The following is a 26039-nucleotide window of genomic DNA, read 5'->3' as shown; positions in this document are numbered from 1 at the left end:
GGCCTGGGTGGATCGCCGTGATCCGCTACGGGGATCCCCGTAGATCACGGCCGGCCCCCTCAGAGCGGGATGTTGCCGTGCTTCTTCTTCGGCAGGTGGTCCACCTTGTCGCGCAGCATGTCGAGTGCGGCGATGATCTTCACGCGCGTCTCGCTGGGGCGGATCACCTCGTCCACGAAACCGCGCGCGGCGGCCTCATAGGGATTGGCGAAGCGCTGCTGGTATTCCAATTCCCTCTCCTTCCACTTGGCCTGGGGGTCCTCCGCCTTGGCGATCTCGCTCTTGAAAATGATCTCGGCCGCGCCCTTGGCGCCCATCACGGCGATCTCCGCGCTGGGCCAGGCGTAGTTCATGTCGGCGCCGATGTGTTTGGAATTCATCACGTCATAGGCGCCGCCGTAGGCCTTGCGGGTGATGACGGTGATGCGCGGCACGGTGGCTTCGCAAAAGGCGTGCAGCAGCTTGGCGCCGTGGTTGATGATGCCACGCCACTCCTGGTCGGTGCCGGGCAGGAAGCCGGGCACGTCCACGAAGACCAGCAGCGGGATGTTGAAGGCGTCGCAGAAGCGTACGAAACGGGCGGCCTTGATGGAGGCGTCGATGTCCAGCACCCCAGCGAGCACGGCGGGCTGGTTGGCCACGCAGCCCACGGTGCGGCCGGCCACCCGCGCGAAGCCGATGACCATGTTGCGGGCATAGTCGGCGTGCACCTCCATGCTGCTGTCGGGGTCGATCACCGCGTTGAGCACCTGCCGGATGTCATAGGGCTGGTTGGGGTTGTCGGGGATGATGGTGTCCAGTTCCGGGCGCCGCTCATCACCAGGCGTCCAGGGCCATGCGGGTGGGTCCTCCTCGCAGTTGGCGGGCAGGTAGCCAGCGAGCCGGCGCAGTTCGCGGATGGCCTCCAGTTCGTTCGGCGCGGTGAAATGTGCCACGCCGCTCTTGCTGGCGTGCGTGGAGGCGCCACCGAGGTCCTCGCTGCTCACCTCCTCGTGCGTCACGGTCTTCACCACGTTGGGGCCGGTGACGAACATGTAGCTGGTGCCCTCGGTCATGAGGACGAAGTCGGTGAGGGCCGGGCTATACACGGCGCCGCCCGCACAGGGCCCGAGGATGGCACTGATCTGTGGCACCACGCCACTCGCCCGCACGTTGCGGTAGAAGATGTCCGCGTAACCGGCCAGGCTCACCACGCCTTCCTGGATGCGGGCGCCACCACTGTCGTTGAGCCCGATCACCGGGGCGCCGTTCTGGAGCGCCAGGTCCATGATGCGGCAGATCTTCTGGGCGTGCGCTTCGGCGAGCGATCCGCCCAGGACGGTGAAATCCTGCGAAAAGACGTACACCAGCCGTCCGTCGATGCGGCCGTAACCGGTCACCACGCCATCGCCCAGGAAGGTCTGCTTGTCCAGCCCGAAGGCCGTGCTGCGGTGCGTCACCAGCTGGCCGATCTCCTCGAAGCTGCCTTCGTCCAGCAACAGACCGATGCGTTCGCGTGCGGTGAGCTTGCCTTTCTTGTGTTGCGCGGCGATGCGCTCGGGGCCGCCTCCTTCCAGCGCTTGGGCGGTGCGCGCTTCCAGGTCGTCGAAATGTTCCTTCATGGCCTTGCTGCGGTGCGGGGCCAAAGTAAGGCCGGGCGATGCGTCGGCGTGGACGGGGAGCCGGGCATTGGCTTACTTTCGAGGGCCATGCCGTGGCGCTTCGCCGACCTTCCCGTACGCACCAAGTTCCTGGTGACGCTGGGCATCCCCGTGATGGGCATGGTGCTGCTCATCGGCAAGCAGGTGGATTCGAGCACCAAGCGGAGCCAGGTGTACACCTACATCAGGGAGCAGTCCGTGCGCATCGGGCTGCTGAGTGATGTGACGCATGAACTGCAGAAGGAGAGCGCCCATGCCGTGGCCTACCTGGAACGGCTGCCCATACAGCGGACACGGCTCTTGGAGCAACAAGGCAGGACGGACGCCGCCGCGCACTCCCTGCAAGTGGCGGCCACCGATGGCCGTGTGGAGGGTGCCGAGGCGCTTTCTGGCCTGGGCGTACTTCGGATGCAGACACTGGAAAGGCGCATTGATGCCCTCTCCGCCTCACGCGGCTACCATGTGATGGCGCATGCCGTGCTGGATGAACTGGGGCGTGTGGGCCGCCTGGCGCTGGACCCCGAAACGAAGGACCGCCTTTACGCGCATCTGCGGCTGCTCCACGCCAAGGAGGCGCTCAGCGCCGTGCACGACCGGCTGAGCATGGCCCTGGCGCAGAATGCACTGCCCGTGGCCGACATGGCGGCGCTCGGTGAGCGCATCGCGCAGTACGAGACCAACATGCTCCTGTTCGAACGTGACGCGCCCCCCGAGGTGATGAGCTCCTACCGCAGCGTGTTCCAAGGTCCGGACATCAACCTCATGCGCTCGGTGATCGGCACGGTGAAGGAGCGGCGCGGCATCGGACAGGATGCCATGGCCCCGGAAGCTTGGTGGGACCTCTCGCTCACGGCCATCGACCGCCTCAAATCGGTGGAGGACACCTCGCTGGCGGCGATATTGGCGGCCACGGCGGCCAATGCGCACGACGCGCGCCGCCGCCTGCTCATCACGCTGGCCGCCCTCTTCGGCGTCATCGGCGCGGTGGCCGTGATGGGGATACTCATCATGCGCGGTGTGCGCAACACGGTGAACGAGGTGACCCACGCCACGCGATCCCTGGCCGTGGGCGACGTGAGCGCCGAGGTGCCCGTGGGCAGCCGCGATGAGGTGGGCCAGATGGCCTCCTCCTTCAACGAGATGATCCACAATATCCGCGCGTTGGCCAGCAGCGCGGACGCGATCGGCAAGGGCAACTACGACACCAATGTGCCGGTGCGCGGACCCCGGGATGTGCTGGGCAACGCCCTGGCGCGGATGAAGGAGAACCTCAAGGCCGCCCGCCTGCGCGACCAGGAACAGGCCCTGGCCCTGCAGGAGGAGAAACGCAAATTGGAGGATGCGCACGAGCGGATCCAACTCCTGATCAAGGAGATGCACCACCGGGTGAAGAACAACCTGCAGGTGATCGCCAGCCTGCTGCGCCTGCAGGCCGGCAACATCACCGATGAGCGCCTACAGACCGCCTTCGACCAGAGCCAGAGCCGCGTGACCTCCATGGCGCTGATCCACGAGAAATTGTACAAGGGCGATGAGCTCGCCACGGTGGATGTGGCCCTCTACATCAAGGAACTGTTCGCCGAGCTGGTGCGCCTCAATGATGTGGGCGACCGCATCGTGTACCACACCGACATCGATCCCGACCTCGCCTTCGAACTGAATACCATGGTGCCCTTGGGCCTGCTGTTCAACGAGCTCATCACCAACTCCTTCAAGCATGCCTTCCAGGGGCGCAGCGAGGGCCGCGTGCATCTGGGCCTGCACCGTGTGGAGGATGATGGCTTCGACCTGTTCTACAGTGACGATGGCGTGGGCCTGCCCCTCGAGAAGTTGCAGAACGGTTCCACCACCCTGGGCATGTCACTGATCGAAAGCCTGGTGGACCAACTCAACGGCCGCATGACCGTGGAGGGCGGACCGCAGGGCACGCGCTACCACATCCGGTTCAGGACCCAGTGAGGAAGCATGTGCGCATGCGGCCATGTGCTCAAATGCACATGAGGGCGTATGCTCCGGCTCCAGCCCGACCTGCTACCTGCGTCAAGCGTTGACCCTGCGCGCCAGCATGACCCACCTACTACCCTTTCTCCAGCTCCTCCGCCACCTCCTCGGTGAGGTCCATGTTGTGGTACACGGCGTTCACGTCGTCGTCGTCCTCCAACAGGTCCACCAGCTTCATCACGGCGCGGGCCGTGACGATGTCGGCCGGGGTGGTCACCAGGGGGAAGCGCTTCAGTTCGGCGCTCTTCACCTCCACGCCGAGTTCCTCCAATTTCTTGTGCATCTGCCCGAAGGACTGGTACGAAGCGTAGATGATGAAACCCTCCTCTTCGCGCAGCACATCGTCGGCGCCACCATCGATCAGTTCCATCTCGAACTCATCGGTATCGCGCTGGCCCACCGCTTCGTGGGTCACGGTGAATTCGGCCTTGCGCTCGAACATGTGGCTGAGTGATCCGCTGGTGCCCAGGGTACCGCCCACCTTGGTGAAGAAGCTGCGCACATTGCCCACCGTGCGGTTGGGGTTGTTGGTGGCGGCCTCCACGAAGATGGCCACCCCGCCGGGCGCGTAGCCCTCGTAGGTCATCTCCTGGTAGTCGGCCTCATCGCCACCGGCCGCCTTCTTGATCGCGCGGTCGATGTTGTCCTTGGGCATGTTCATGCCGCGCGCGTTGGCGATGGCCACCTTCAGGCGGCTGTTGGCTTCGGGGCTGGGGCCACCGGCCTTCACGGCCATGGCGATCTCCTTGCCGATGCGCGTGAAGAGCTTGCTGAGCTGGGCGTTGCGCTTGAAGATCTTGTGCTTGCGCTTCTCGAATATGCGGCCCATGGGAGCGGGGTGTTGCGGAAAGGGGCGCTAAAATAGGGCGGGGCGCGGCCGGGGGGCCCATCAAGCGAAGAGCCGCCGGTCGCTTGCGCGCCGGCGGCCCTGCCAGGTCCAACTCCCTCGTCGCTCACCGAAAGCCCGCCCGGACCGCAGCACGCGCGTCCGGCGGCTGGATCGCTTAGTTGAACCCGACGATCGTGAGGCCCACGTTGAAGGGCGTCAACTCCGGCCCCTTGCCATCGCGGAACATGGAGGTGAGGGCGTATTCGGCGAAGAGGTTGAGGCCGCCGTAGCCCATACGCACGCTGGCGGCGGCGCGGTAAGGCAGCAGCAGGTAGTCGCCCTTGTCGCGGTCCTTGCGGTCCTCGCCCTCCATGCGGTATTTCTGCTTGTACATGGTGTCGAAGTACCAGCTGCCCACCACGCCTATGGCGAGGTGGAAATTGCCCTTGCGGTCGAAACCGGTCTTCTTGCCCGCGGCCATCTCCTCACGGGTGGGCAGCGGCGCGCGCTTGGTGTTGAACTCCAGCATCAGGGGTACACGCAGGCCCATCTGGCGCAGCTTGTTCTTGCGGAAGTCGGGCGTCTCCACGGGGATGCCGTAGATGGAATCGGCGTTGTAGGCCAGCAGCACGTTGTTCTTCAGGTGGTAGTTGGCGAACTCCCAGCCCAGGCCGGTGTACAGGCCCAGGTGGTGGCCGCACAACTCCAGCTTTTGCTCCATGAAGTTGATGCTGAAGAAGCGCGAGCGGCCGTGGTCGATCTCCATGAACTCGGCGTTCTTGTCCAGGTCGGTGTCGCCATCGGGGCCCAGCAGGGTGTTCACGCCCAGGTCCAGGCCGCTCCAGTAGGTGAAGAGGTTGCGGCGCTCGGTGCGCAGTTCCTTGATGCGGGCGGCGTAGCGCGCGCTGTCGGTCTTCTCCTTGCGCACGTCGGTGTAGATGCGGTACACCTTGCGCTTGGTCTCGATGGTCACCGGGTCCTTGTCATCGCCATCGGCGCCGATGCGCACATGACCACCCTTTTTATCCACGCCCATGGTCACATAAGCACGGCGGGCGATCACCACGGCGCTGTCCAGGTCGCTCGCCTCGTCGCCCATCTTCATCACCACGGTGGAGCGGCCATCGGCATCCTTGGTGACGATGATGGTGGTATCGCCCTGCACCACCACGATGCGCTTGGTGCCGTTGCTGCGCTCGATCACGGCGGAGTGGGTGGTGATGACCTTTGTCCCAGGGACCTGGGGCGTTTGTGGTACCTCGGGTATGGCGGGCACCTGGGGCACGGCCGGCACGGGTGGTGGCGGCGGCAGGCTGTCCTGTTGGGCGGCAAGGCCCAGGGTGCCACAGGCCAGTGCGATGGTGAGGAGCTTCTTCATGATCTGTCGTCGTCTGTATCCATGGGACGGAGCACCTCGCCACGAGTTACAGGAAAGGTGAAGAAATGTGAAAAGCCCCGGTGGCCGGGGCTTTTCGTCAGGTATGCCGGGCGTTTCAGGCTTCGCTGCGCTCGGGGCGGAAGCTGATGCGCATGTGGGTGGTGCGCCAGATGCCGTCGGGGTTCTCGCCGATGTCGATGCGGGCGAGCTTGTTCAGCACATGCTCCTTCAGGCGCTCGTTGGTGCTGTTGCAGTCGATCACTTCCACGCGGCCTTCCTTGTCGATGACGAAGCTGACGAAGACCTCGCCGGTCAGGTCGGCTTGTTTGTCCACGGGGAAGGTCATGTAGCGGTTCAGGGCGCGGTCCAGGTTGCGCTCCAGGGTGGTGCGCTTGGATCCGGTGTCCAGGCGGACGGGCTCGGCGGCCTGGGTGAAGCCCAGCGTGAGCACGGTGGCCAGCGTCAGGGCCGTACGGGTGATGAGGGTGGTCTTCATGGCGGTCGTGTTGTTGGTGTGTTCGGCCATGGGACGGCTCCATCCGCCGCGCAGTTACAGGATCCAGGGCGGATCGGGATGAACGGCTCCAGGACGGGGATGGACGGCCGGAATTGGGCGAAGTGGCGAGCTGCATATCGTCCAGTTGGCCGGTTGGATCCGCAGATGATCCGCGATCACCACGGAACGCCACGCGCTATTGCCACTTGAACTTGGCTGGCCAACTGACCCTCAACCTTCCTTCCGCTCCTTCTCCCGCTTCTGGGGTTGCAGCGGGTTGGCGTTGATGATCTTCCACGCGGCACGGTGGCGGGTGATGTCGGCCGCCAGCCAGAGGGCGGCGCGGAAACTGTCGGGTGCGGCCACACCCTTGCCGGCGATGTCGAAGCCGGTGCCATGGTCGGGGCTGGTGCGCACAATGGGCAGTCCGGCGGTGAAATTCACCCCGTGGCCGAAGCTCAAGGCCTTGAAGGGCGCCAGGCCCTGGTCGTGGTACATGGCCAGCACGCCATCGAAATGCTTGCAGGCACCGCTGCCGAAGAAGCCATCGGCGGCGTAAGGCCCCATGGCGGGGATACCCTCCTCATTGAGCCGGCGCACGGCGGGCAGGATGCGTTCGCGGTCCTCGCTGCCCAGGGTGCCGCCATCGCCCGCATGGGGGTTGAGGCCCAGAATGGCGATGCGCGGGTTGGGGATGCCGAAGTCGCGTTGCAGGCTCTGGTGCAACAGGCGCGCCTTGGACAGGATGAGGTCGGTGGTGATGGCGGCGGAGACGTCCTTCAGGGGGATGTGGCCGGTGACGGTGCCCACGCGCAGGCCTTCCCCTACGAGCAGCATCAACACTTCGCCTTCGCCACCCGCCATGTGGCTCAGGAATTCGGTGTGGCCCGGGAACTGGAACCCCGCCTGCCGCATGTTGTTCTTGTCGATGGGCGCCGTCACCAGCACATCCACCTTGCCGCTGGCCAGGTCTTGTGCGGCCGCTTCCAGGCTCTTGATGGCGTAGGTGGCCAACGCGGGGTCCGGCTTGCCGGGCTCCACGGTCAACTCGTCGTCCCAGAGATGCACCAGGTTCAACTTCTTCGGCAGGGCATCGCGCGCATCGGCCACACGGTGGAACTGGACCTCCTCCAGACCGAGGAGCTTGCGGTGCTGGCTCACCACCTTGGCCGAGCAGTAGAGCACGGGGATGATGTCCCCCAGCATCCGCGTGTCCTCGAAGGTTCGCAGCACTACTTCGATGCCGATGCCATTGAGGTCGCCGCAGGAGATCCCGGCACGTATGGGCTGGCGTGTTTCCATTTTGTTGTCGCTCTCAACCTTCAACCTGCTTGCGGCAGGCAGGCCTCCAACTTCCGACTTCTCAACTTCCAACCCTCGCTTTCAAGAACCGATACAACAACCTCACCCCCACGCCCGTACCTCCCTTGGGCCGGTAGCTGTCGCGCTTGGTGCTGAAGGCCGTTCCGGCGATGTCGATATGGATGAAGGGCCGTGTGGTGAAGCGCGCCAGGAATTTGCCGGCGGTCTGCGCGCCGCCCAGATCGCTGCCCAGGTTCTTGATGTCGGCCACGTCACTGATGATCTCCTCGCCGTAATCGTCCCAGAAGGGCAGGCGCGCCACGCGCTCCCAGCACGCGCGTCCGGCCTCATCCAGGCGCTGGAATTCCGCATCTGGCGCGGTGCCCATCACGGCGCTGCCGTAGGTGCCGATGGCGCGCATGGCCGCCCCGGTGAGGGTGGCCACGGTGATCGCCAACTCGGCCTCATATTGCTCGCCGTAGCTGAGCGCGTCGGCCAGGATCAAGCGGCCTTCGGCGTCGGTGTTCAGCACCTCCACGGTGAGGCCGTTGTGCATGCGGATCACATCGCCCGGCACGTAGGCGTTGCCGCCGGGCCGGTTGTCCGTGGCGGGCACCAGGGCGATCACGTGCAGGGGCACCTGTCGTTTGGCCACGATGTACATGGCGCCGGCCACTGCGGCCGAACCGCCCATGTCGCATTTCATCTGGTCCATGCTGTTGGGCGTGGGCTTCAGGCTGAGGCCGCCCGTGTCGTACACCACGCCCTTGCCCACGAGCAGCACGGGCTTCTTGTTCACCGCGTTCTTCGGCTTCCATTCCAGGATGCTGAAGGTGGGCGGATCGGGACTGCCACGGTTCACCGCCATGAGGCCACCCATGCCCATGGCCTCGATCTGTTCCTTGTTGAACACGCGCGTCTTGAAGCCGGCGTTCCTGCCCATGACACCGATCTCCGCCGCCAACTGCGTGGCGTTGAGCGCGGCCAGGGGTTCGTTCACCAGGTCGCGGGCCAGCCAGGTGGCCTCACAGATGTCGGTGAGTTCGTCCAGGTCGGAGACATCCACCTCCTTGGCCTGCACCACGATCTTGGCCAGTGTGGGCGCACCCTTGCTGTCGCTCTTGTACTTGCGGAAGGCGTAGCTGCCCAGCACGGCGCCTTCGGCCAGGGCGAGGGTGATGTCCCCATCTTCCTGCAGACTCAACAGACGGACCTCGGTGCGCTTGGCGTTGTTGAGGCGCGTGGCCATCTCGTTGCCGACGCGGCGGGCGGTCTCCAACTGCTTGTCGCGGTCCACGGTGTTGCTGTGGTGCACCATCACCAGACGGCCGCTGATGTCGCACACGGCCAGGTCCGGATTGCTCTTGAGCTGCTCGGCGAGGTATTGCCGGTCGTTGCGCTCCAGGTCCAGGTTGCGCAGTTGGGCGGGGTCTTCCAGCACCACCATCAGGTCGCGCGCGGCAGCGGTGCGTGTGCTTTTGACGAGGGTGACCATGCTGGCGGTGCCGCCATGGGCGACGGCGGCCAAAGATAGCCGGGTGGCCGGAGCGCCACGGCCGTTCCCGGCACGGGCCAGCACCATCCCCCGGCGATCGCCACCGCCACGCAATTCACCTGGCCCCCGCCCCGTTCGCCGCGCGGGATCCCCGTACTTTGTATCCTCGCCCATGCGCGCTTTCCGCCCGATCGTCCTGTTGCTGGCCCTGGCCCTTGGTCAGGCCGCTTGGGCCACGCACAACCGCGCGGGCGAGATCATCGTGTGCCACGTGAACGGGCTCACCTACCAGGTCACCATCATCACCCACACCAAACTGAGCGCCCCGGCCGACCGCCCGGAACTGGTGCTCGACTGGGGCGATGGCACACCGCTGGACACCATCGCACGCACGCTGATCGCGGACGACCCCTCGCGCGATCTGCGCCGCAACGAATACATGTCCCTGCACACCTACGCCGGCCCGGGCACCTTCTTTCTCCAGTTCGATGATCAGAATCGGAACGGCGGTGTGATCAACGTGCCCAACTCCATCCAGGTGTCCTTCTGTGTGCGCACCAAACTGGTGATCTCGCCGGCCACGGGGCACAACTGCTCGGTGCGCTTCGAGCAATCGCCGATCCAGGACGCCTGCGTGAACCAGCCTTGGATCCACAACCCGGCGGCCTACGACCTGGACGGCGACAGCCTTTCCTACGAGCCTGCGGTGTGCCTGGGCAACGATTGCCTGCCGATCGCGGGGTACACCTTCCCGGGGCCGAACTACAACATCGACCCCACTACGGGCACCATCACCTGGATCGCGCCCACCCAGATGGGCGAGTACAACATCGCCTTCATCGTGCGGGAATGGCGGAAAGTGGGCAACGTGTGGGTGGAGGTGGGCTATGTGACGCGCGACATGCAGATCACCGTGCGCCCCTGCGACAACCAACCGCCGCAGATCACACCCCTGCAGGACACCTGCGTGGTGGCGGGAACGCTGCTCACCTTCCCCGTGCAGGCCAGCGACCCCAACGCGGGCCAAACGGTGACGCTCACCGCGCTGGGGCAGCCCTTCGTGGTGCCCAGCTCGCCGGCCACCTTTCCGCCACCCACCGGCGGGCAGAACGTCACGGGCCTCTTCACCTGGAACACCAACTGCAGCCATGTGCGCGTGCAGCCCTACCAGGTGGTCTTCACCGCCATCGACAATGGCCAGCCCGTGCAACTGCAGGATGTGAAGACCATGACGATCCGCATCGTGGCGCCGCCGCCACTCGACCCCCTGGCCACACCCAGCGGATCGTCCATGCAACTCACCTGGTCGCCCAGCGTGTGCGGCAACGCCACAGGCTACCGCATCTACCGGCGCTCGGGCTTCTTCGGCTTTGTGCCCGGCCATTGCGAAACGGGCGTGCCGGCCTACACGGGCTACAGCCTCATCGGCACCGTGCAGGGCGTGGCCAACAGCAACTTCACCGATCAGGGTCCGCTGATCTTCGGCAACCAGTACTGCTACATGGTCACGGCCACCTTCGCCGATGGCGGGGAGAGCATCGCCAGCGAGGAATTCTGCGCCATCCCCGACGGGCAGGTGCCACTGCTGACCCACGTGAGCGTGGGCGTGACCGATGGCCTGGCGGGCATCGACACGGTGCGCTGGACCAATGCCTATGACCTGGACACCATCGCGCGGCCAGGCCCTTATCAGTTCCGCCTGTATCGCGGCACGGGGCTCAACGTGGCGGAGCAACTCATCTGGACCAGCCCCTTGCATCCTTTCCTGATCCACCCGGACACGGTCTTCATCGACAACGGCTTGAACACACGCGACCAGCCGAATGTGTACCGCGTGGAGATCCTGGGTGATGGAGGCGATGATGTGATCGGATCGAGCAACGTGGCGAGTTCGGTCTTCATCGGCACCGTGCCCAACGATGAGCAATTGGAGATCGTGTGGTCGTTGAACACGCCTTGGGTGAACAGCAGCTACGATGTCTTCCGATTGGACGCCGGTGAATGGGTGCTGATCGGCAACAGCAGCACCGGCAGTTACGTGGACACCGGCCTGGTGAACGGCGAGGAGTACTGCTACCATGTGGTGAGCACCGGCGCGTACAGCGATCCTGACATCGTAGCACCGCTGATCAATTGGAGCCAGGAGGTTTGCGGGGTGCCGGTGGACCTGACACCGCCCTGCGTGCCGGAGCTTTCGCTGGACAACGATTGCGAGGAGCCGCTGAACACGCTCACCTGGACAAACCCCAACGAGGTCTGTGGCGATGACGACACCTGGTACTACAACGTGTGGTTCACGCCGACGCTCCAAGGCACCCCGGAACTGATCGGCGTGGTGGTGGGCGCGGCGAACACCTTCTTCACCCACACCGATGGCTTCTCCGTGGCGGGCTGCTACGCCATCTCCGCCGTGGATTCCGTGGGCAACGAAAGCGCGTTGAGCCCCTTGGCTTGCGGAGACAATTGCCCGGAGTACACACTGCCCAACGTCTTCACCCCGAACAACGACGGGCAGAATGACTTCTTCGTGCCCTTCCCCTACCGCGGCGTGAAGGAGATCGACCTGCAGGTCTTCAACCGGTGGGGCCAGTTGGTCTTCACCACCACGGACCCGGACATCACCTGGCGCGGCACCCACAAGGACAGCGGAGAACCCTTGCCGGACGGCGTGTACTACTACGTCTGCACGGTGATCTTCAAGCGGCTCGCGGGCGATGAACCCATGGTGCTGAAAGGCTACGTCCACATCCTGGGCAGCGGCGGACAACAGCGCTTCAACTGATGTTCACCGGCATCGTGGAGGAAGTGGGCGAGGTGGTCGCCCTGCGCGAGGAGGGTGGCAACCGGCATTTCACGCTGCGCGCGCGCATGGCACTGGAACTGAAGGTGGACCAGAGCGTGGCGCACAACGGCGCCTGCCTCACCGTGGTGGCGGTGGAAGGCGACACGTACACGGTCACCGCTGTTCAGGAAACGCTTCAGCGTTGCAACCTCGGTGATCTGCAAGTGGGCGATGGCGTGAACCTGGAACGGAGCCTCCGTATGGGCGATCGGCTGGATGGCCACATGGTACAAGGCCATGTGGATACGGTGACACCCTGCCTCAACGTGCGCGAGGAGGATGGCAGCTGGCGCTTCGTCTTCGCGCTGCCGGAGCAGGATCGGTTGCTGGTACCCAAGGGCAGCATCTGCCTCGATGGTGTCAGCCTCACGATCGCCACGCTGGATGCGCAGACCTTTTCCGTGGCGGTCATTCCCTACACCTTCGCGCACACCACCTTTCGCCAACTGCGGCCCGGCCGGCGCGTGAACGTGGAGTATGATGTGCTGGGCAAGTACGTGCAGCGGATGATGGCGGGGCGTTGACCCCTCACTCCTTCACCACCCACAGGCGCACCACGTCCTGCGGCGTGCGCAACTCCGCCGTATAGGCCCCGGCGCGCAGCCCCAGCAGATCCAACGCGATGCGCTGGCCTTGCACGGTGGTCCGCCGCTCGCGCACCAGCCGTCCGGTGGCATCGAAGAGCGCGAGCTGGATCGTACCATGCAAGGCGTCGCCCACATGGATCCACGCTTGATCCGCAGCGGGGTTGGGATAGACCAGCAACTGTTCCCGCCCGAAGGCCGACACGGGCACACGCAACACCAGGTTGTTCGCGCTGATCAGTTTGGCGTCCGGATCGAAGAGCGCGCTGTCCGCCTGGAAGGGCAGCGTGAAAGTGAATACCTGGCCGCTGAAGGTGTGATCGAGCACCACGGTGCTGTCCTGCGCAGCGTTCTTGAAGCGGATGGGCACGGGCAGGGCGAAGAAGGGCACACTGCTGTGCGAGGTGCTTTGGTGCAAGGCCAGCGACACGGTGCCGCCCGCATCCTGGGTCCATTCCACGGTGTAGCTGGGGTGGCCCTCGCCGGTGTACCAATCGTGGAAGAACCAGGTGAGGTCCATGCCGCTCGCGGCTTCGAGGTGGGCCTTCAGGTCGGTGGTGCGCGCACTGCCGTATGCCAGCGCGGGATCATCCAGGTAGTCGCGGCAGCCCTGGAAGAAGGCCGCATCGCCCAGCACCCAGCGCAGCATGTGCAGCACCATGGCGCCCTTGCGGTAGGTGATGCGCACATCGAAGAGGCTGGGGATGTCCAGCGTGTCCGGCCGCAGCAAACTGCCATCGGGTTGCGCGGTCACATGCGCGATCTGCGCCTTGGTCCAACCCACGAAGAGATCCGGCACCAGAAAGTCGTAGCACAGGCCGGTGAGGTAGGTGGCGAAGCCCTCGTTGAGCCAGATGTCCTGCCAGGTGCCGCAGGTGACCTTGTTGCCGAACCATTGGTGCGCCAGTTCGTGCGCGGCCAGTTCGTAGTTCCAGCCGCCCATGAAGCTCATGGTCTGGTGCTCCATGCCGCCGCCCCAGCCGAAGCGCGCGTGGCCGTATTGCTCGTTGATGAAGGGGTAGGTGCCGAAGAGCGTGTTGAACAGCGGCATCTGCTGCTTCACGTCGTTGGCGTTGAACTCCGCCATCATCGCATCGGCCGGGCTGCCATAGAAGTAGGTCACCATGGGCAAAGTGCGCTCCGGCAGCACGATCTCCGTTTCGAACACCGTGTAGTCGGCCACCGCCGTGGCGATGAGGTAATGCGCGATGGGATAGCGGTGCCGCCAGTGCCAGGTGGTCCAACCGTTCGCTTCTTCCGCGCCCACCAACAGACCGTTGCCCACGGCGCGGCAGGGCAGGGGCGTGGTCACGAACATGTCGATGCTGTCGATCTTGTCGTGGAGGTCCTGCTTGCAGGGCCACCAATCCTTGGCGCCATAGGGCTGGCTCAGCGTCCACAGCGTGGGGCTGCCCTCGAAGTCGCCAATGGAAAAACTGCCGAAGCCGCTGGCCGCCGGACTGCCGTGGTACACGATGGTGAGCGAATCCAGATCGCCGGGCTGCAGGGTGAAGGGCCATTGCACTTCCAAGGAATCGCCCATGCCGTGGGTGAAGGTCAGTGGTGATCCGTTGCGCGTGACGGCGGTGATCGTCAGTTCATCGGCGGCATCCAGACGCAGGCGATCGATCGCGCTGGTGGCCGTGAACCAGGTGGTGACCTCGCCCGCGATGGCGTTCACCGCCGGGTCGAGCGTCCAGGCCATCCGGTGGTAACGAACGTCGTAGCCATGCGCCACGGGGCCGCCCTTGGGCACCACATGGGTGCGATGCGCACAAGGCGGTGGCGCATCGAAGGGCGTGAAGTATGGGCCGGATTGCGCGAACAGATCGGCCGCGATGCACAGCAGCGCGATGGCGCTCCAAGCCTTCATGGTGGAAAAGGTACGGCGCCCGCCCACCGCGCGATCGGCCCCTTTACCTTGCGCGACCGCAGAAAGGGACGTACCGGGATCGCGCTCATGGAATTCGTAGACACCCATGCCCACCTGTACCACGCGCAGTTCGATGGCGACCGCGCGGACATGGTGCGCCGCGCCATCGACGCGGGCGTCACGCGCCTCTATCTGCCCAACATCGACCTGGACAGTGTGGAGACCATGCACGCCCTGTGCGATGCCTTCCCGGCGGAGTGCTTTCCCATGATGGGCCTGCATCCCTGCCATGTGGGCGAGTACCCCGCCAAGGACCTGAGCGAGGTGGAGCGCCTGTTGCACTCAGGCCGCTACTATGCGGTGGGTGAGACGGGCATCGACCTGTACTGGGACAAGACCTGGCTGCCGCAGCAACGCGAAGCTTTCCGATTGCAGGTGCTATGGGCCAGGGAATTGGATCTGCCCGTGGTGATCCATTGCCGCGACAGCTTCGAGGAGACCATCGCCATCGTGGAAGCCGAGAACGCGCCCGAGTTGCGCGGTGTGTTCCACTGCTTCACCGGCACGCCGGAACAGGCGCGGCGCATCATCGCCTTGGGCGGCTTCATGCTGGGCATCGGCGGGGTCATCACCTATCCCAAGGCGGGTCTTCGCGAGACCATGGCCGAAGTGGGCGCCGAACATTGCGTGCTGGAGACCGACGCGCCCTACCTGGCGCCGGTGCCCCATCGTGGCCGGCGCAACGAAAGCGCCTACATCCCGCTGATCGCGGCATCGCTGGCCGAAGCCACGGGCCTCAGCGTGGCGGAGATCGCCCGCATCACCACCGCCAACGCGGACAGGCTCTTCGGCCAGACCGCCCCCCAGCGCGCATGAGCAGGCCCCGCGTGCTGTTGATCTACACGGGGGGCACCATCGGCATGTGGGCCGACCCCCGCACCGGCGCGCTCCAACCCATGGACCTGGCGCACTTGGAGGCGCAGGTGCCCGAGCTGGCACGCATCCAGGTGGACCTCCGGGCGGTGGCCTTTGAGCGGCCCTTGGACAGCAGCGATATCGGCCCGGACCACTGGATCCGCATCGCCGGGATCATTGGCGAACGCTACGCCGAGCACGACGGTTTCGTGGTGCTGCATGGCAGCGACACCATGGCCTACACCGCCAGTGCGCTCAGCTTCCTGTTGGAAGGACTCGCCAAGCCCGTGGTCCTCACCGGGTCACAGTTGCCCATCGGCACCATCCGCACCGACGCGAAGGAGAACCTGATCACGGCCATCGAGATCGCCGCAGCGCGGGACGCACAGGGCAACCCCAGGGTGCCCGAGGTGGCCGTGTACTTCGAGTACCGCCTGCTGCGCGGCAACCGCACGGTGAAGGTGCATGCTGAACGCTTCGAGGCCTTCCGTTCGCCCAACTGGCCACCCCTGGCCGAGGCTGGTGTACACCTGCGTTATGACCAACAGGCCATCCTGCCCTTGCGCGCCGGTCCCTTGAGGGTGCATGACCGCATGGACGACCGGGTGGCGCTGCTGTGGCTGTACCCGGGCATCCGGGCCTCGTGGGTGGAACGCGCCCTGGAACAAGCGGACCTGCGGGCCGTGGTGCTGGCCACCTTCGGCAGCGGCAACGGCCCCACCGACCCAGGCTTCATTGGTGCCCTGCGTGCGGCGCGCGATCGTGGCCTGCTGTTGCTGAACGTGACCCAATGTGTGGGTGGCCGGGTGGAACAGGGCCGCTACGTCACCAGCCGGGCCTTCGCCGACATGGGGGTGGTGCCGGGGGCCGACCTCACGGTGGAAGCGGCCCTGGCCAAGCTCATGTTCCTGCTGGCCGCCGAGCAGGGACCGGACGCTGTGGCACGGCGAATGGTGGCACCGATCGCCGGGGAGTTGACGTTGGCTTAACATGACCGCCCCCGCCGCTCGTTCCGCAGGGCCCACCGCTGGCCGGAATACCGTGGGCGGGGAAGACCTTTTTGTAATTTGGCCGCCCTTGGAGCGGGGCCTCGCCCCGAACAACATGTTCAGAACAGGAGAGATGGCCGAGTGGTCGAAGGCGCGCGCCTGGAAAGTGCGTATACCTCTCAAAGGGTATCGGGGGTTCGAATCCCTCTCTCTCCGCCATCGCACGGTCGGCGGCGCAGCCGCAACGCTTGTGATGGCGGCGAGCCAAGCTTGCTTGGGCGCGCGGACAGCACAAGCGTTCCGTGGCCGGCACGGCCACCACCGTGAGATGAAGCCCTCCCCCTTGGGAAGGGCCGACCGCAGGGAGGCCAATCCCTCTCTGATGATGGCGGCGAGCCAAGCTTGCCTGGGCGCGCGGACAGCTTTCGCCATCGATCTGCACCAGAACCACTTCTCCGCCCACGCGATCCCATTCGCCCGCGGATAGCCATCATCCTTGCCAAGGACCTCAAGGACAACCAGAACCCAACACCACCCGCAAACGACACCCCCGCACATGGTACGCAAGTCATTGACCCTTTGCCTGGCCGGCCTCATGATCGCCGGTCTCGTTTCCCCGGTACTGGCCCAGGCCGGCGAAGCCGCCGCCGAGGTCGCCTCCTCCGGTGGCCACCAGATGCTCAAACAGCGCTTCATCGAGGGTGACCCCACCTTCATGGCACCGGTGCTCATCTGTCTCATCCTCGGCCTGGCCATCGTCATCGAGCGCATCATCTACCTGAACATGGCCACCACCAACACCACGAAGTTGCTGGACAGCGTGGAGAACGCCATCAAGAGCGGTGGCACCGACGCCGCCAAGGAAGTGTGCCGCAACACCAAGGGGCCTATCGCCGGCATCTTCTACCAGGGCCTGGACCGCGCGCACGAGGGCGTGGACATCGTGGAGAAGAGCGTGGTGGCCTACGGTGGCGTGGAAGTGAGCCGCCTGGAGCGCGGCCTCTCCTGGATCGGTCTGTTCATCGCCCTGGCCCCCATGCTCGGCTTCATGGGCACCGTGATCGGGATGATCGACGCCTTCGACAAGATCGCGGCCGCCAACAACATCAGCCCGGCCATCGTGGCGGGCGGTATCAAGATCGCGCTGCTCACCACGGTTTTCGGTCTCATCGTGGCCATCATCCTGCAGATCTTCTACAACTACCTGGTGAGCAAGGTGGACAGCATCACCGGCCAGATGGAGGAGGCCTCCATCGCCCTGGTGGACATGCTCGTGAAGGAGAACCAAGCCAAACACTGAGCCCATGAACCACCAAGGCTCCGGCCTCATCGGCCGCATCGCCCAGTACGCGGTGGCGATCCTGGGCATCATCTTCTTCATCATGATCCTCTCCGACAGCCAGGCGGGGATCGATGGTGGCCTGTACATCACATACGTGGCCTTCTTCGTCAGCGCCGGCGTGGCGCTGATCTTCTCCCTGCGCGGCCTCACCAGGAAATCGCTCATCGGTTTCGGCCTCTTCGCCGTGCTGCTGGGCATCTCCTACGCCATGGCCGACGGCAGCGTGAAACCCGAGTGGGACATCACCGCCAGCACCTCCAAGTGGATCGGCGCGGGCATCATCATGCTCGTCATCGCCATGGCCGGTGCGGTGGGTGCCATCGCTTATGGCGAGATCACCCGTTTGTTCAAGTAAGCCATGCTCAAGCGACGCAAGAAGTCAGGACCGGGCGAGATCAACGCCGGCAGCATGGCGGACATCGCCTTCCTGCTGCTGATCTTCTTCCTGGTGACCACCACCATGGACACCGACGTGGGCATCCTGCGCCTGCTGCCGCCCATCGTGGACGACATCGAGGAGGCCGACAAGGTGAAGGAGCGCAACGTTTACGTGGTGCTCATCAACGATGCGGACATGCTGCTGGTGGAAGGTGAGATGATGGACATCAAGGACCTGCGTGCCGGGGCCAAGGAGTTCATGACCAACCCCGAGAACCGGGAGGACCTGCCGGAAAAGACGCGCGTGACGAAGGGTGTCATCCAGCAGGAGATCGGCAACTACAAGAGCTACGTGGCCGGCGCCACCGACCCGGATGCCAAAGCCAGCTATGAGAAGACCCTCGAACGCTGGGAGGAGAAGCAGGCGGCGGTGGAACTCTTCGAGCGCTATGGGCATCCGGCCGAATACATGGAGTTGCCGGGTTCGGCGGTGATCTCCCTCCAGACCGGATCGAAGACCAGCTACGACATGTACGTGCAGGTGCAGAACGAACTGGAGGCCGGCATCCGCGAACTGCGCGATGAATTCTCCAAGGAGAAGTTCGGCCGCAAGTTCACTGAGCTGGACGACAAGAAGGAGGATGACCAGGCGCTGATCAAGGCCGTTCGTCTGGTGTATCCGCAACGCATCTCCGAGGCCGAGCCCGTGGAAGTGGGCAAACGCCAATAACCGCAACAGCCATGTCGCGATTCAAGGACAAAGGAGGCAAGGGCATACCGGCGATCAGCACCGCCTCGCTGCCCGATATCATCTTCATGCTGCTGTTCTTCTTCATGGTCACCACCGTGATGCGTGAGGTGGACCTGAAGGTGAAGGTCACCCTGCCCGAGGCCTCCGAGACCACCAAACTGGAGGACAAGGCGCTGGTGGATTACATCTACATCGGCCCGCCGGTGAGCGCCGCCCTCGGCACCGAGCCGCTCATCCAGCTCAACGACCAGTTCGCCCGGCTGGACGAGATCGACGGCTGGGTGCAGGATGGCAACGGCCGCCGGGACGAGGTGCTTCAACCGAAGATCACCCGCTCGCTGAAGGTGGACAAGGAGACCAACATGAAGATCGTCACCGACGTGAAGCAGGAGCTGCGCAAGAGCAACGCCCTGAAGATCAACTACAGCACCGCGCGCGGCCGCTGATGACGGTCCCATGACCTGCTGGAAGCCCCGTCCCACGGGGCTTCCGTATTTTTGACACCATGGTCCGCATCGGCCCGGTCACCCTGCCGGAATTCCCGCTCCTCCTCGCTCCTATGGAGGACGTGAGCGACCCGCCTTTCCGGGCCCTGTGCAAGCTGCACGGCGCCGATCTGATGTACACCGAGTTCATCAGCAGTGAGGGGCTCATCCGCAAGGCGGCCAAGGGCATGAAGAAGCTGGACATCTTCGAGGCCGAGCGGCCCATCGGCATCCAGCTCTTCGGTGGCAGCGAGGACGCCATGGAAGAGGCCGCGCGCATCGCCGAGGCCGTGCGCCCCGATCTGATCGACATCAACTACGGCTGCCCCGTGCACAAGGTGGTGAACAAGGGCGCGGGCGCCTGCCTGCTGCTGGACGTGGACAAGATGGTGCGCCTCACCGAAAAGGTGGTGAAGGCCGTGAAGCTGCCTGTCACCGTGAAGACACGCTTGGGCTGGGACGACAGGAGCAGGAACATCGTGGAGGTGGCCGAGCGGCTCCAGGATGTGGGCATCGCGGCCCTCAGCATCCACGGCCGCACCCGTGCGCAACTTTACAAGGGTCCGGCGGATTGGACACTCATCGGTGAGGTGAAGAACAACCCGCGAATGGGGATCCCCATCTTCGGCAACGGCGACATCGACTCGCCTGAGAAGGCCCTGGAATACCGCGCGCGCTACGGTGTGGATGGTGTGATGATCGGCCGGGCCAGCATCGGGCATCCCTTCATCTTCCGCGAGATCAAGCACTACATGGCCACAGGCATGCGCCTGGCGCCGCCCACCATCGTGGAGAAGGTGGAAGCCGCCCGCCAGCACCTGCGGGCGTCACTCGCCTGGAAGGGCGCCTGGGAAGGCGTGGTGGAGATGCGGCGGCACTACGGCAATTACCTCAAGGGACTGCCCAACGTGAAGGAGGTGCGACTGCGCCTCTGCACGGAGCGTGATCCACAGGTGCTGGAGGCGATCCTGGATGAGGTGGTGGCCACCTACGGCCTGGCCGCCGTGGCCTGAAGGAAGCGGCGCTGCAACGCGCGCAGCGGCACGCGCACCGCCAGCAGGCCGATCCCCAGCATGGTGGCCGCGATCGCCAGCAGGTCCAGCGGCAACACCGTCACAGGATAGTGGTCCACCACGGAGCCTTCCAGTGTGACCAGCCCGAAGCTTTGCTGGGTCCAGCATACGCCGAGCCCCAGCACCAGGCCCATCACCATGCCTATGCCGACGATGAGCAGCCCCTCATGCAGGAACACATGACGCACCATGCGCGGTGTGGCGCCCAACGCGGTGAGCGTGCGCATGTCGCGCCGTTTCTCCAGCATCATCATGGTGAGCGAGGCGATGACGTTGAAGGCGCCGATGAGCGCGATGAAGACGAGGACCATGAAAGTGAAGAGCTTCTCCAGCCGATTGGTGCGGTACATCAGCGCGTTCTTCTCCGGCCGTGTCTTCACCACCCAGCCAGGCCCCAGCATCGCGCGCAGCGCCTTCGCCGTGCGGTCCATGCCGCCGCGATCCGCCAGCTGGATCTCCAGCGCGCCCACCAGGCTGTCGTAGTGCAACAGGTCCGCCGCGAGATCCAGGTCCAGCAGCACGTAGCGCTGGTCGTATTCGGTGTTCATGGACCAGGCGCCGGACATGGCCAGCTCCACGTGCTCGAAGGCGCGCTGCTGCCAGGTGCTCAGCCTCCGTCCGCGGATGGGCGCGCTGATGATCAACGGCTCCATCACGCCGTCGTCCAAGGGCACATCAAGGTCCACCTGCAGGCCGATGCCCAACAAGGCCGCCGGACCTGAACGCCCCGTCAAACGTGGTGATCCGAAGACCATGTGCTCGTCCATGCGCGCCATGGCCAGGTAGCCGGGCTCCACGCCCTTCAGTTTGGCCACGGCCTGCTGGTCGCCATGGCGCAGCAGGATGTTCTCCTCGATGATGAAACTGGTGCGCTCCACGCCGGGCAGCGCTGCGATGGCATCCACATCGAGGGCTTCCCGGGGGAAACTCTTGCCTTCCGCGGGCGTGATGGTCACATCCTGGTCCAGCGCGCTGTACATGCTGTCCACCAGGCCCGCGATGCCGTTGAAGGTGCTGAGCACGATCACCATCGCGGCGGTCACCACGGCGAATACCCCGATGCTGATGCCGGTGATCACGTTCACCGCGTTCCGCGATCGCGGCGCCAGGAAATAGCGGCGGGCGAAGAGGAGCGGGAGGTTCATAGGGGCATGTGCCCATGTGCCCATGGCGCAGGGCGAAGTTCCGCTTTCAGGTGATGCGGATCATCGCTCCTTGCGCGACTTGCCCAGCCTCACCCTGTAGTCGTCCGGGTTGCCTGTCACGTTCATGGTGAGGTAGCCTTTGAAGGGTCCCTTCTGGCCGCTGATGATCTCGGCCTCGGCGCGCTCCAGTTCCTGCTCGTCGTCCTTGTTGCGGCCGGTTCCACGCAGCTTGCCCTTGATCACGTTCCAGCTGGCCTGCTTTACCAGGCTCAGCGGTACGCGCATCGTGTAGTCCATGTCCAGGTCCAAGCCCTGGCGGCCGCTCAGGTGCAGGTAGCCGAGCGTACTGGTGATCTTCATTTCGGGGATGTGCAGCGCACCGTCGCGGAATGTGAAGGTGTTGCTCAGTTCGCCGAAGCGCACATTGTCCAGGTCCTTGTCGCCCATGAAGTCGGCCATGGCGCGCAGCGGCCCGAAGCGGGCGAGCCGGCCCTCGTGGATGGTGACATCGGCCACGAAGGTGCTGTGGGACAGGTCGGGCACCAGGTCCGGATAGAGGTGCGCGTCGATGCGCAGGGTGCCGCTCACCCGGCCGTGCAGATTCTCATGCACCACGAAGTCCTGCCCAAAATTGTCCAGCTTGTACATCACCTGGTCCAGGTCCACGCCGTCCACTTGCAGGTCGGCTTTCAAGGTGATGCTGTCCTGTCGCGAACCATCGAAGGTGCCTCGCATGGCCACGCCACCACCGGCCGCCCGGAATCGCAGGGTGTCCACATGCACCATATGGTCCTTGGTGGTGCGCACTTCGCCATGCAGGTCCTCCAACAGGCTGCGGTGGTATTTCAGCCGGCCGATGTCCGCCTTCAACTTCATGTCAGGGAAGGACAGTGCGAAGAGGTTGAAGGCCGCCGCATGGTCCTTGGCGTCGGCGTCCTGCTTGGGCGTCCAACCGGCGATCTCGTCCAGGTCCAGGTTCCGCATGCGCACTTCGCCCTCGATGATCTTGTGCTCCAGATCATCGTCCAGGAAGTGTCGCAGATATAGGTCCGCGTGCAGGTCGCTTCGTCCGATCGCGAGCTTCAGGTCCTTCAAAGTGACGCAGCCGCTGGTGTCGGTGCGGATGTGGCCGTCCACATCGCGCAAGGGCGGCAGGTCGTTCAGCCGCACGGTGAGGTGGTCGATGTGCGTGTCGCTGATGAAGCCGTCCTGCGTGAAGGTGTTGCTGCGCAGGGTGCCTGAACCGCGGAAGACGAGGTCGCGCACCACTTCCTCCTCGATGCTGTCGTGCAAGTAGGCCTTGCCGTCGTAGACCAGCAATTCCTTCGCGTTGAAGTATGGACTCTTCACGGCCACCCGGTGGCGCACGGTCTCCTGGCGGGTGCTGTCCAGCAGTGCACCGATGTCCGACACTTCGGCGCTCATGTGCAGTTTGTTGGCGCCGATGGTGATGCCGAGCTCGTCGATGCGCAGCACGCTGTCGTTCACCGCGATGCGGCCGCTCACATCTCGCACGGGGTGCGGATACTTCGTGGTGCGGAACTCCACATGCCGGAGCTCCAGCTTGGTGGCTGGCACGTAGCGGCTTTGGTCCAGCGCGTTCGTGGTGGTGCGCAGGTCCAGGTCGAACTTCAGATCGTGGATGGTGTCGCTGGCCCAGGCACCGTCCCCCGGTCTGCCGTTAAGCGCCAGGAGATCGGCCATGTGCAGGCGCCCGCTTTCACCATGCAGGCTCAGGTCCACGGGGGCGTCGTGGTGGTGCAACAGCGCGCTCACGTTGCTGATGGCGAAGTCCAGCGCCAGGTCGCTCCGGCCGATGCGCGCCCGCAGGCCCTCGCTGCGCAGATCATCGCCGTCCAGCAGGATGCGGCCGTTGAGGCCCTCGATGGGCCGGGCCAGCTTGGCGAGTTTGATGTTCACGTCCTCGAATCGGATGTTGCTCGTGACGCCATCGGTCATCTTGGTGGCGAAGTGCAGCACGCTGTCCGGGCCGATGTACTCGTCCAGGGTGATGTCGATCGTCACCAGGCCCGATCCGTCCTCGATGGCGTCGAGCTCATAGAAGACCTTCAGGTGCTCCAGTTGGAAGTGCGCGTGGAAGTCCATGGTGACGCGCGGATCAAGGAAGTTGTCCACGCGGAGGGTGCCGCGCAGGAGGCCCTTTTCCGGTTCGCCATAGAGATTCACCAGTTCCAGGAACGCGCCCTCCAGTCCGCCGTCGTCGCCGGTGCGGAAATGGCCGGTGAAGGCCACATCGCGCAGGGCCTTTTCGTGGCGCACATGGTGGAACATGGTGTTCTGGCAACCCAGCCGCAGGTCGATCAGCGGGCTCTGGACATCGATCGGGCCCTGGATGGTGCCGCGGAACATGATGTCGCCCTCGTTCCGGAACTCCTTCAATTTTTCCAGGACCTCGGGCGGCGCGAAGGAGATGAACACATCGAAGTTCTTCTTGCGGCCGCCCACCTTCAGGTCCAGCATCAGGTCATTGTCCAGGTCCAGGGTACCGTCCAGGTTCAGTGTGCCGGCCTCCACCACGAACTTGCTGGGCAGGATCGTCACCAGGCCGCCGTGGATGGCCATGTCGCAATCCAGGCCGAAGGGCATTTCCCGGAACCAGGTGGTGCTGCCCGAGCGGTAGTGGTGCAGGAAGAGTTCGCTCTTCAGGCCCATGCGCATGGTGTCGCCAATGGAGCTGAGATAGGCTTCGGCCTTCAGGATGTCGAGGAGCATCTCATTGCCGCCACCACCGTGGTTCACCTCATGCAGGGTCACATCCTGCAGCACGATGCTCTTCAGGTCCATGTGCGAAGTGGTCCCATCGTCCTCGTCGGCCAGGCGGGTCTTCGCGCGCGTGAGGTTGTAGCTGCCATCGGCGTATTTCTCCAGGTAGAGATGGCCGTTGCTCAGCACCATCTTGCGGATGGTGTACTCGCCGCGCAACAGGTCGAAGACATCGAAGCCCACATACACGTCGCGGAAGGCATAGATGGCGTGGTCGTCGGCGGTATGCTTGTCGGCATCGAAACGCACGCCCTGGATGTCGATGCTGATGTAAGGGAACGCCCGGAAGGGCGAGAGCTCCACACGTTCGTAGGTGAGCTGGCCTTCCTGCCCTGCGTTGAATGCGGCGATCAGCTCGTCGGCGATCTCATCCTCGTGCGCGTAGAGGATGTAACAGAGGGCACCGAAAACGATGGCCGCCAGGACCAGCAGGCCGAGGGCGATCTTGGCGAGGATGCGCAGGGGGCGCTTCATGGACAGGGTGCTGGGCGAAGGTCGTACCGCGAATGCGCCGCGCCGCCACGCCGTTCACGCGAGCTATTCACCGCCACGCCTTGACGACCAGCCCTGTGCCCGTCCGGTGCGCCATCCGCACATCCGCCATGTTCAGCACGAAGGCGATGGGGTAGGCGATGAGATAGTAGAAAGGGAGGATGAGGTAGAAGAGGCGGCTTGTGTTCAGCATCAGCAGGGGCCACTTCATGCTCAGGCGCCAGCTGATCTTGCCCGGTGTGCCATAGCTGTAGCGTGCCTCCACCTTGCTGAAGCCGTTCCGCAGGCACTTCACCCGGAGGTCGTCGATGTTGTAGCCGTCGCGCACGTGCTCTTCGATGAAGGAATGCTCGTCCTCGCCATGCACATCGCTACCACCTTGGTCGCTGGGGGTGCTGATGATGAGCATGCCGCCCGGTTTCAGCGATGTGCTGTAGCGGCGCAGGGCCGCCTCGTCCTCCACGATGTGCTCCATCACATCCACGCACACAACGAGGTCAAAGGTGTCAGCTTGCTGGAACCTGGTCACATCACCGACCTCGAACCGCACCTGTGGCCGGCCGATGCGCTGGAAGAAGGCGTTGCAATCGGCCACCTGCTCCTCCTTCACATCGATCGCCGTGATGCGCGCCCCGGGCAACAGGCCGCTGAGCCAGAAGCTGTACTGCCCGAAGCCCGCGCCGGCATCGTAGAGGTGCATGCCCGATCCGTCGCGTCCAGCGGCCCACGAACGCAGTTCCCGCTGGATGTGCCAGGCACGCAGCAGCAGCAGGTCCAGCAGGTGGTAGAACGACTTGCGCAACCATGGCGATCGGTTGAAGACCACCCCCAGTTGGCGTTTGACCGGATCGTACTGCATGCGTCAGGCGGACAACCCTCAACTTCCAACCACTCAACCCTTCAACAACTGATCGATCTCCTCGGCCTTGTCGAGCGAATCGTCGAGGATGAAGATGAGGTCGGGTACCACGCGCAGATGTTTGCCCACCTGCCCGCCGAGCCGGCCGCGAAGCCGATGGCCCTGGTCGCGGATGGCGTCCATGGTGCCTTGCTTGTCCTGGGCGGGGAAGAGGCTGAGATAGACCTTGGCGATCCCAAGGTCGGGGCTGACCTTCACGCCGGAAACGGTGATGAGACCGCCGGGCAGGAAAGTGCGGGCCTCCTGCCGGAAGATCTCCGCCAGCTCTTGTTGCAGCAGGCTGTTCACCTTGTTCTGTCGCACGCTGTCCATGGTGGCGAAGGTAG

Annotated in this window: 21 protein-coding genes and 1 tRNA gene; 11 read left to right on the top strand and 11 right to left on the bottom strand. The window is 64.6% G+C overall.

Annotated elements, in window-relative coordinates; translation table 11 throughout:
• Nucleotides 1–59: 59 nt before the first annotated feature.
• Nucleotides 60–1601, bottom strand: coding sequence for an acyl-CoA carboxylase subunit beta (locus tag KIT10_10460; GenBank protein MCW5899681.1), 1542 nt, complete (start codon nucleotides 1599–1601; stop codon nucleotides 60–62).
• Between the two features lie 87 nt (nucleotides 1602–1688).
• Between KIT10_10460 and KIT10_10455 the strand changes: the two genes are divergently transcribed.
• Nucleotides 1689–3599 carry a nitrate- and nitrite sensing domain-containing protein gene (locus tag KIT10_10455; GenBank protein MCW5899680.1) on the top strand — a complete coding sequence of 637 codons (1911 nt, stop codon included), beginning with the start codon at nucleotides 1689–1691 and terminating at the stop codon, nucleotides 3597–3599.
• Between the two features lie 118 nt (nucleotides 3600–3717).
• On the opposite strand, the gene KIT10_10450 is transcribed toward KIT10_10455, so the two are convergent.
• From KIT10_10450 to KIT10_10430, 5 genes are all read right to left on the bottom strand, one after another.
• Nucleotides 3718–4470 (bottom strand): YebC/PmpR family DNA-binding transcriptional regulator, encoded by a 753-nt coding sequence (locus KIT10_10450; protein MCW5899679.1) that lies wholly within the window; start codon nucleotides 4468–4470, stop codon nucleotides 3718–3720.
• 175 nt (nucleotides 4471–4645) lie between these two features.
• The gene (locus KIT10_10445; GenBank protein ID MCW5899678.1) at nucleotides 4646–5848 is read right to left on the bottom strand and encodes a hypothetical protein; all 1203 of its coding nucleotides are present in this window, start codon (nucleotides 5846–5848) and stop codon (nucleotides 4646–4648) included.
• A 115-nt stretch (nucleotides 5849–5963) separates the two neighbouring features.
• A complete protein-coding gene (locus KIT10_10440; protein ID MCW5899677.1) occupies nucleotides 5964–6344 on the bottom strand; it encodes a hypothetical protein in 381 nt (126 codons plus the stop codon).
• 231 nt (nucleotides 6345–6575) lie between these two features.
• Entirely contained in the window at nucleotides 6576–7646 is a 1071-nt protein-coding gene (gene pdxA / locus KIT10_10435) for a 4-hydroxythreonine-4-phosphate dehydrogenase PdxA (GenBank protein MCW5899676.1), read from the bottom strand.
• 61 nt (nucleotides 7647–7707) lie between these two features.
• Nucleotides 7708–9141: a leucyl aminopeptidase family protein gene (locus KIT10_10430; GenBank protein ID MCW5899675.1), complete on the bottom strand. Its 1434-nt coding sequence runs from the start codon at nucleotides 9139–9141 to the stop codon at nucleotides 7708–7710.
• A 172-nt stretch (nucleotides 9142–9313) separates the two neighbouring features.
• On the opposite strand from KIT10_10430, the gene KIT10_10425 reads away from it, so the two are divergent.
• The gene (locus KIT10_10425; protein MCW5899674.1) at nucleotides 9314–11923 is read left to right on the top strand and encodes a gliding motility-associated C-terminal domain-containing protein; all 2610 of its coding nucleotides are present in this window, start codon (nucleotides 9314–9316) and stop codon (nucleotides 11921–11923) included.
• Nucleotides 11923–12507, top strand: a complete 585-nt coding sequence (locus KIT10_10420; GenBank protein ID MCW5899673.1) for a riboflavin synthase — start codon at nucleotides 11923–11925, stop codon at nucleotides 12505–12507. The genes KIT10_10425 and KIT10_10420 overlap by 1 nt, the downstream gene beginning before the upstream one ends.
• 4 nt (nucleotides 12508–12511) lie before the next feature.
• Here the strand turns inward: KIT10_10420 and KIT10_10415 are convergent, their stop codons facing one another.
• Nucleotides 12512–14440 carry a T9SS type A sorting domain-containing protein gene (locus KIT10_10415; protein ID MCW5899672.1) on the bottom strand — a complete coding sequence of 643 codons (1929 nt, stop codon included), beginning with the start codon at nucleotides 14438–14440 and terminating at the stop codon, nucleotides 12512–12514.
• A gap of 87 nt (nucleotides 14441–14527) precedes the next feature.
• On the opposite strand from KIT10_10415, the gene KIT10_10410 reads away from it, so the two are divergent.
• The 8 genes from KIT10_10410 (at nucleotide 14528) to dusB (ending at nucleotide 20313) form a co-directional block, all read left to right on the top strand.
• Entirely contained in the window at nucleotides 14528–15316 is a 789-nt protein-coding gene (locus KIT10_10410; GenBank protein MCW5899671.1) for a TatD family hydrolase, read from the top strand.
• Complete coding sequence (locus tag KIT10_10405; GenBank protein MCW5899670.1) at nucleotides 15313–16344, top strand: type I asparaginase; 1032 nt, start codon at nucleotides 15313–15315, stop codon at nucleotides 16342–16344. The genes KIT10_10410 and KIT10_10405 overlap by 4 nt, the downstream gene beginning before the upstream one ends.
• Before the next feature lie 127 nt (nucleotides 16345–16471).
• A tRNA-Ser gene (locus KIT10_10400) sits at nucleotides 16472–16563 on the top strand.
• Between the two features lie 337 nt (nucleotides 16564–16900).
• Complete coding sequence (locus tag KIT10_10395; protein ID MCW5899669.1) at nucleotides 16901–17644, top strand: MotA/TolQ/ExbB proton channel family protein; 744 nt, start codon at nucleotides 16901–16903, stop codon at nucleotides 17642–17644.
• A gap of 4 nt (nucleotides 17645–17648) precedes the next feature.
• Nucleotides 17649–18041 carry a hypothetical protein gene (locus tag KIT10_10390; protein ID MCW5899668.1) on the top strand — a complete coding sequence of 131 codons (393 nt, stop codon included), beginning with the start codon at nucleotides 17649–17651 and terminating at the stop codon, nucleotides 18039–18041.
• 3 nt (nucleotides 18042–18044) lie between these two features.
• A complete protein-coding gene (locus KIT10_10385; protein ID MCW5899667.1) occupies nucleotides 18045–18794 on the top strand; it encodes a biopolymer transporter ExbD in 750 nt (249 codons plus the stop codon).
• Nucleotides 18795–18805: 11 nt separating this feature from the next.
• Nucleotides 18806–19261 carry a biopolymer transporter ExbD gene (locus KIT10_10380; GenBank protein ID MCW5899666.1) on the top strand — a complete coding sequence of 152 codons (456 nt, stop codon included), beginning with the start codon at nucleotides 18806–18808 and terminating at the stop codon, nucleotides 19259–19261.
• A gap of 59 nt (nucleotides 19262–19320) precedes the next feature.
• Nucleotides 19321–20313: a tRNA dihydrouridine synthase DusB gene (gene dusB, locus KIT10_10375; GenBank protein MCW5899665.1), complete on the top strand. Its 993-nt coding sequence runs from the start codon at nucleotides 19321–19323 to the stop codon at nucleotides 20311–20313.
• Here dusB and KIT10_10370 read toward each other — a convergent pair.
• From KIT10_10370 to rbfA, 4 genes are all read right to left on the bottom strand, one after another.
• Nucleotides 20289–21518 carry an ABC transporter permease gene (locus KIT10_10370; protein ID MCW5899664.1) on the bottom strand — a complete coding sequence of 410 codons (1230 nt, stop codon included), beginning with the start codon at nucleotides 21516–21518 and terminating at the stop codon, nucleotides 20289–20291. The genes dusB and KIT10_10370 overlap by 25 nt on opposite strands.
• A 60-nt stretch (nucleotides 21519–21578) precedes the next feature.
• On the bottom strand, nucleotides 21579–24776 hold the full coding sequence (locus KIT10_10365) for a hypothetical protein (GenBank protein ID MCW5899663.1): 3198 nt from the start codon (nucleotides 24774–24776) through the stop codon (nucleotides 21579–21581).
• Nucleotides 24777–24843: 67 nt separating this feature from the next.
• Entirely contained in the window at nucleotides 24844–25653 is an 810-nt protein-coding gene (locus KIT10_10360; protein MCW5899662.1) for a class I SAM-dependent methyltransferase, read from the bottom strand.
• Between the two features lie 33 nt (nucleotides 25654–25686).
• Nucleotides 25687–26025 carry a 30S ribosome-binding factor RbfA gene (gene rbfA, locus KIT10_10355; protein ID MCW5899661.1) on the bottom strand — a complete coding sequence of 113 codons (339 nt, stop codon included), beginning with the start codon at nucleotides 26023–26025 and terminating at the stop codon, nucleotides 25687–25689.
• Nucleotides 26026–26039 lie beyond the last annotated feature (14 nt).

Source organism: Flavobacteriales bacterium, assembly GCA_026129465.1.
GTDB lineage: Bacteria > Bacteroidota > Bacteroidia > Flavobacteriales_F > PHOS-HE28 > PHOS-HE28.
The sequence above is the reverse complement of the archived record's forward strand: the minus strand, read 5'-3'. Positions and strand labels throughout refer to the sequence as shown.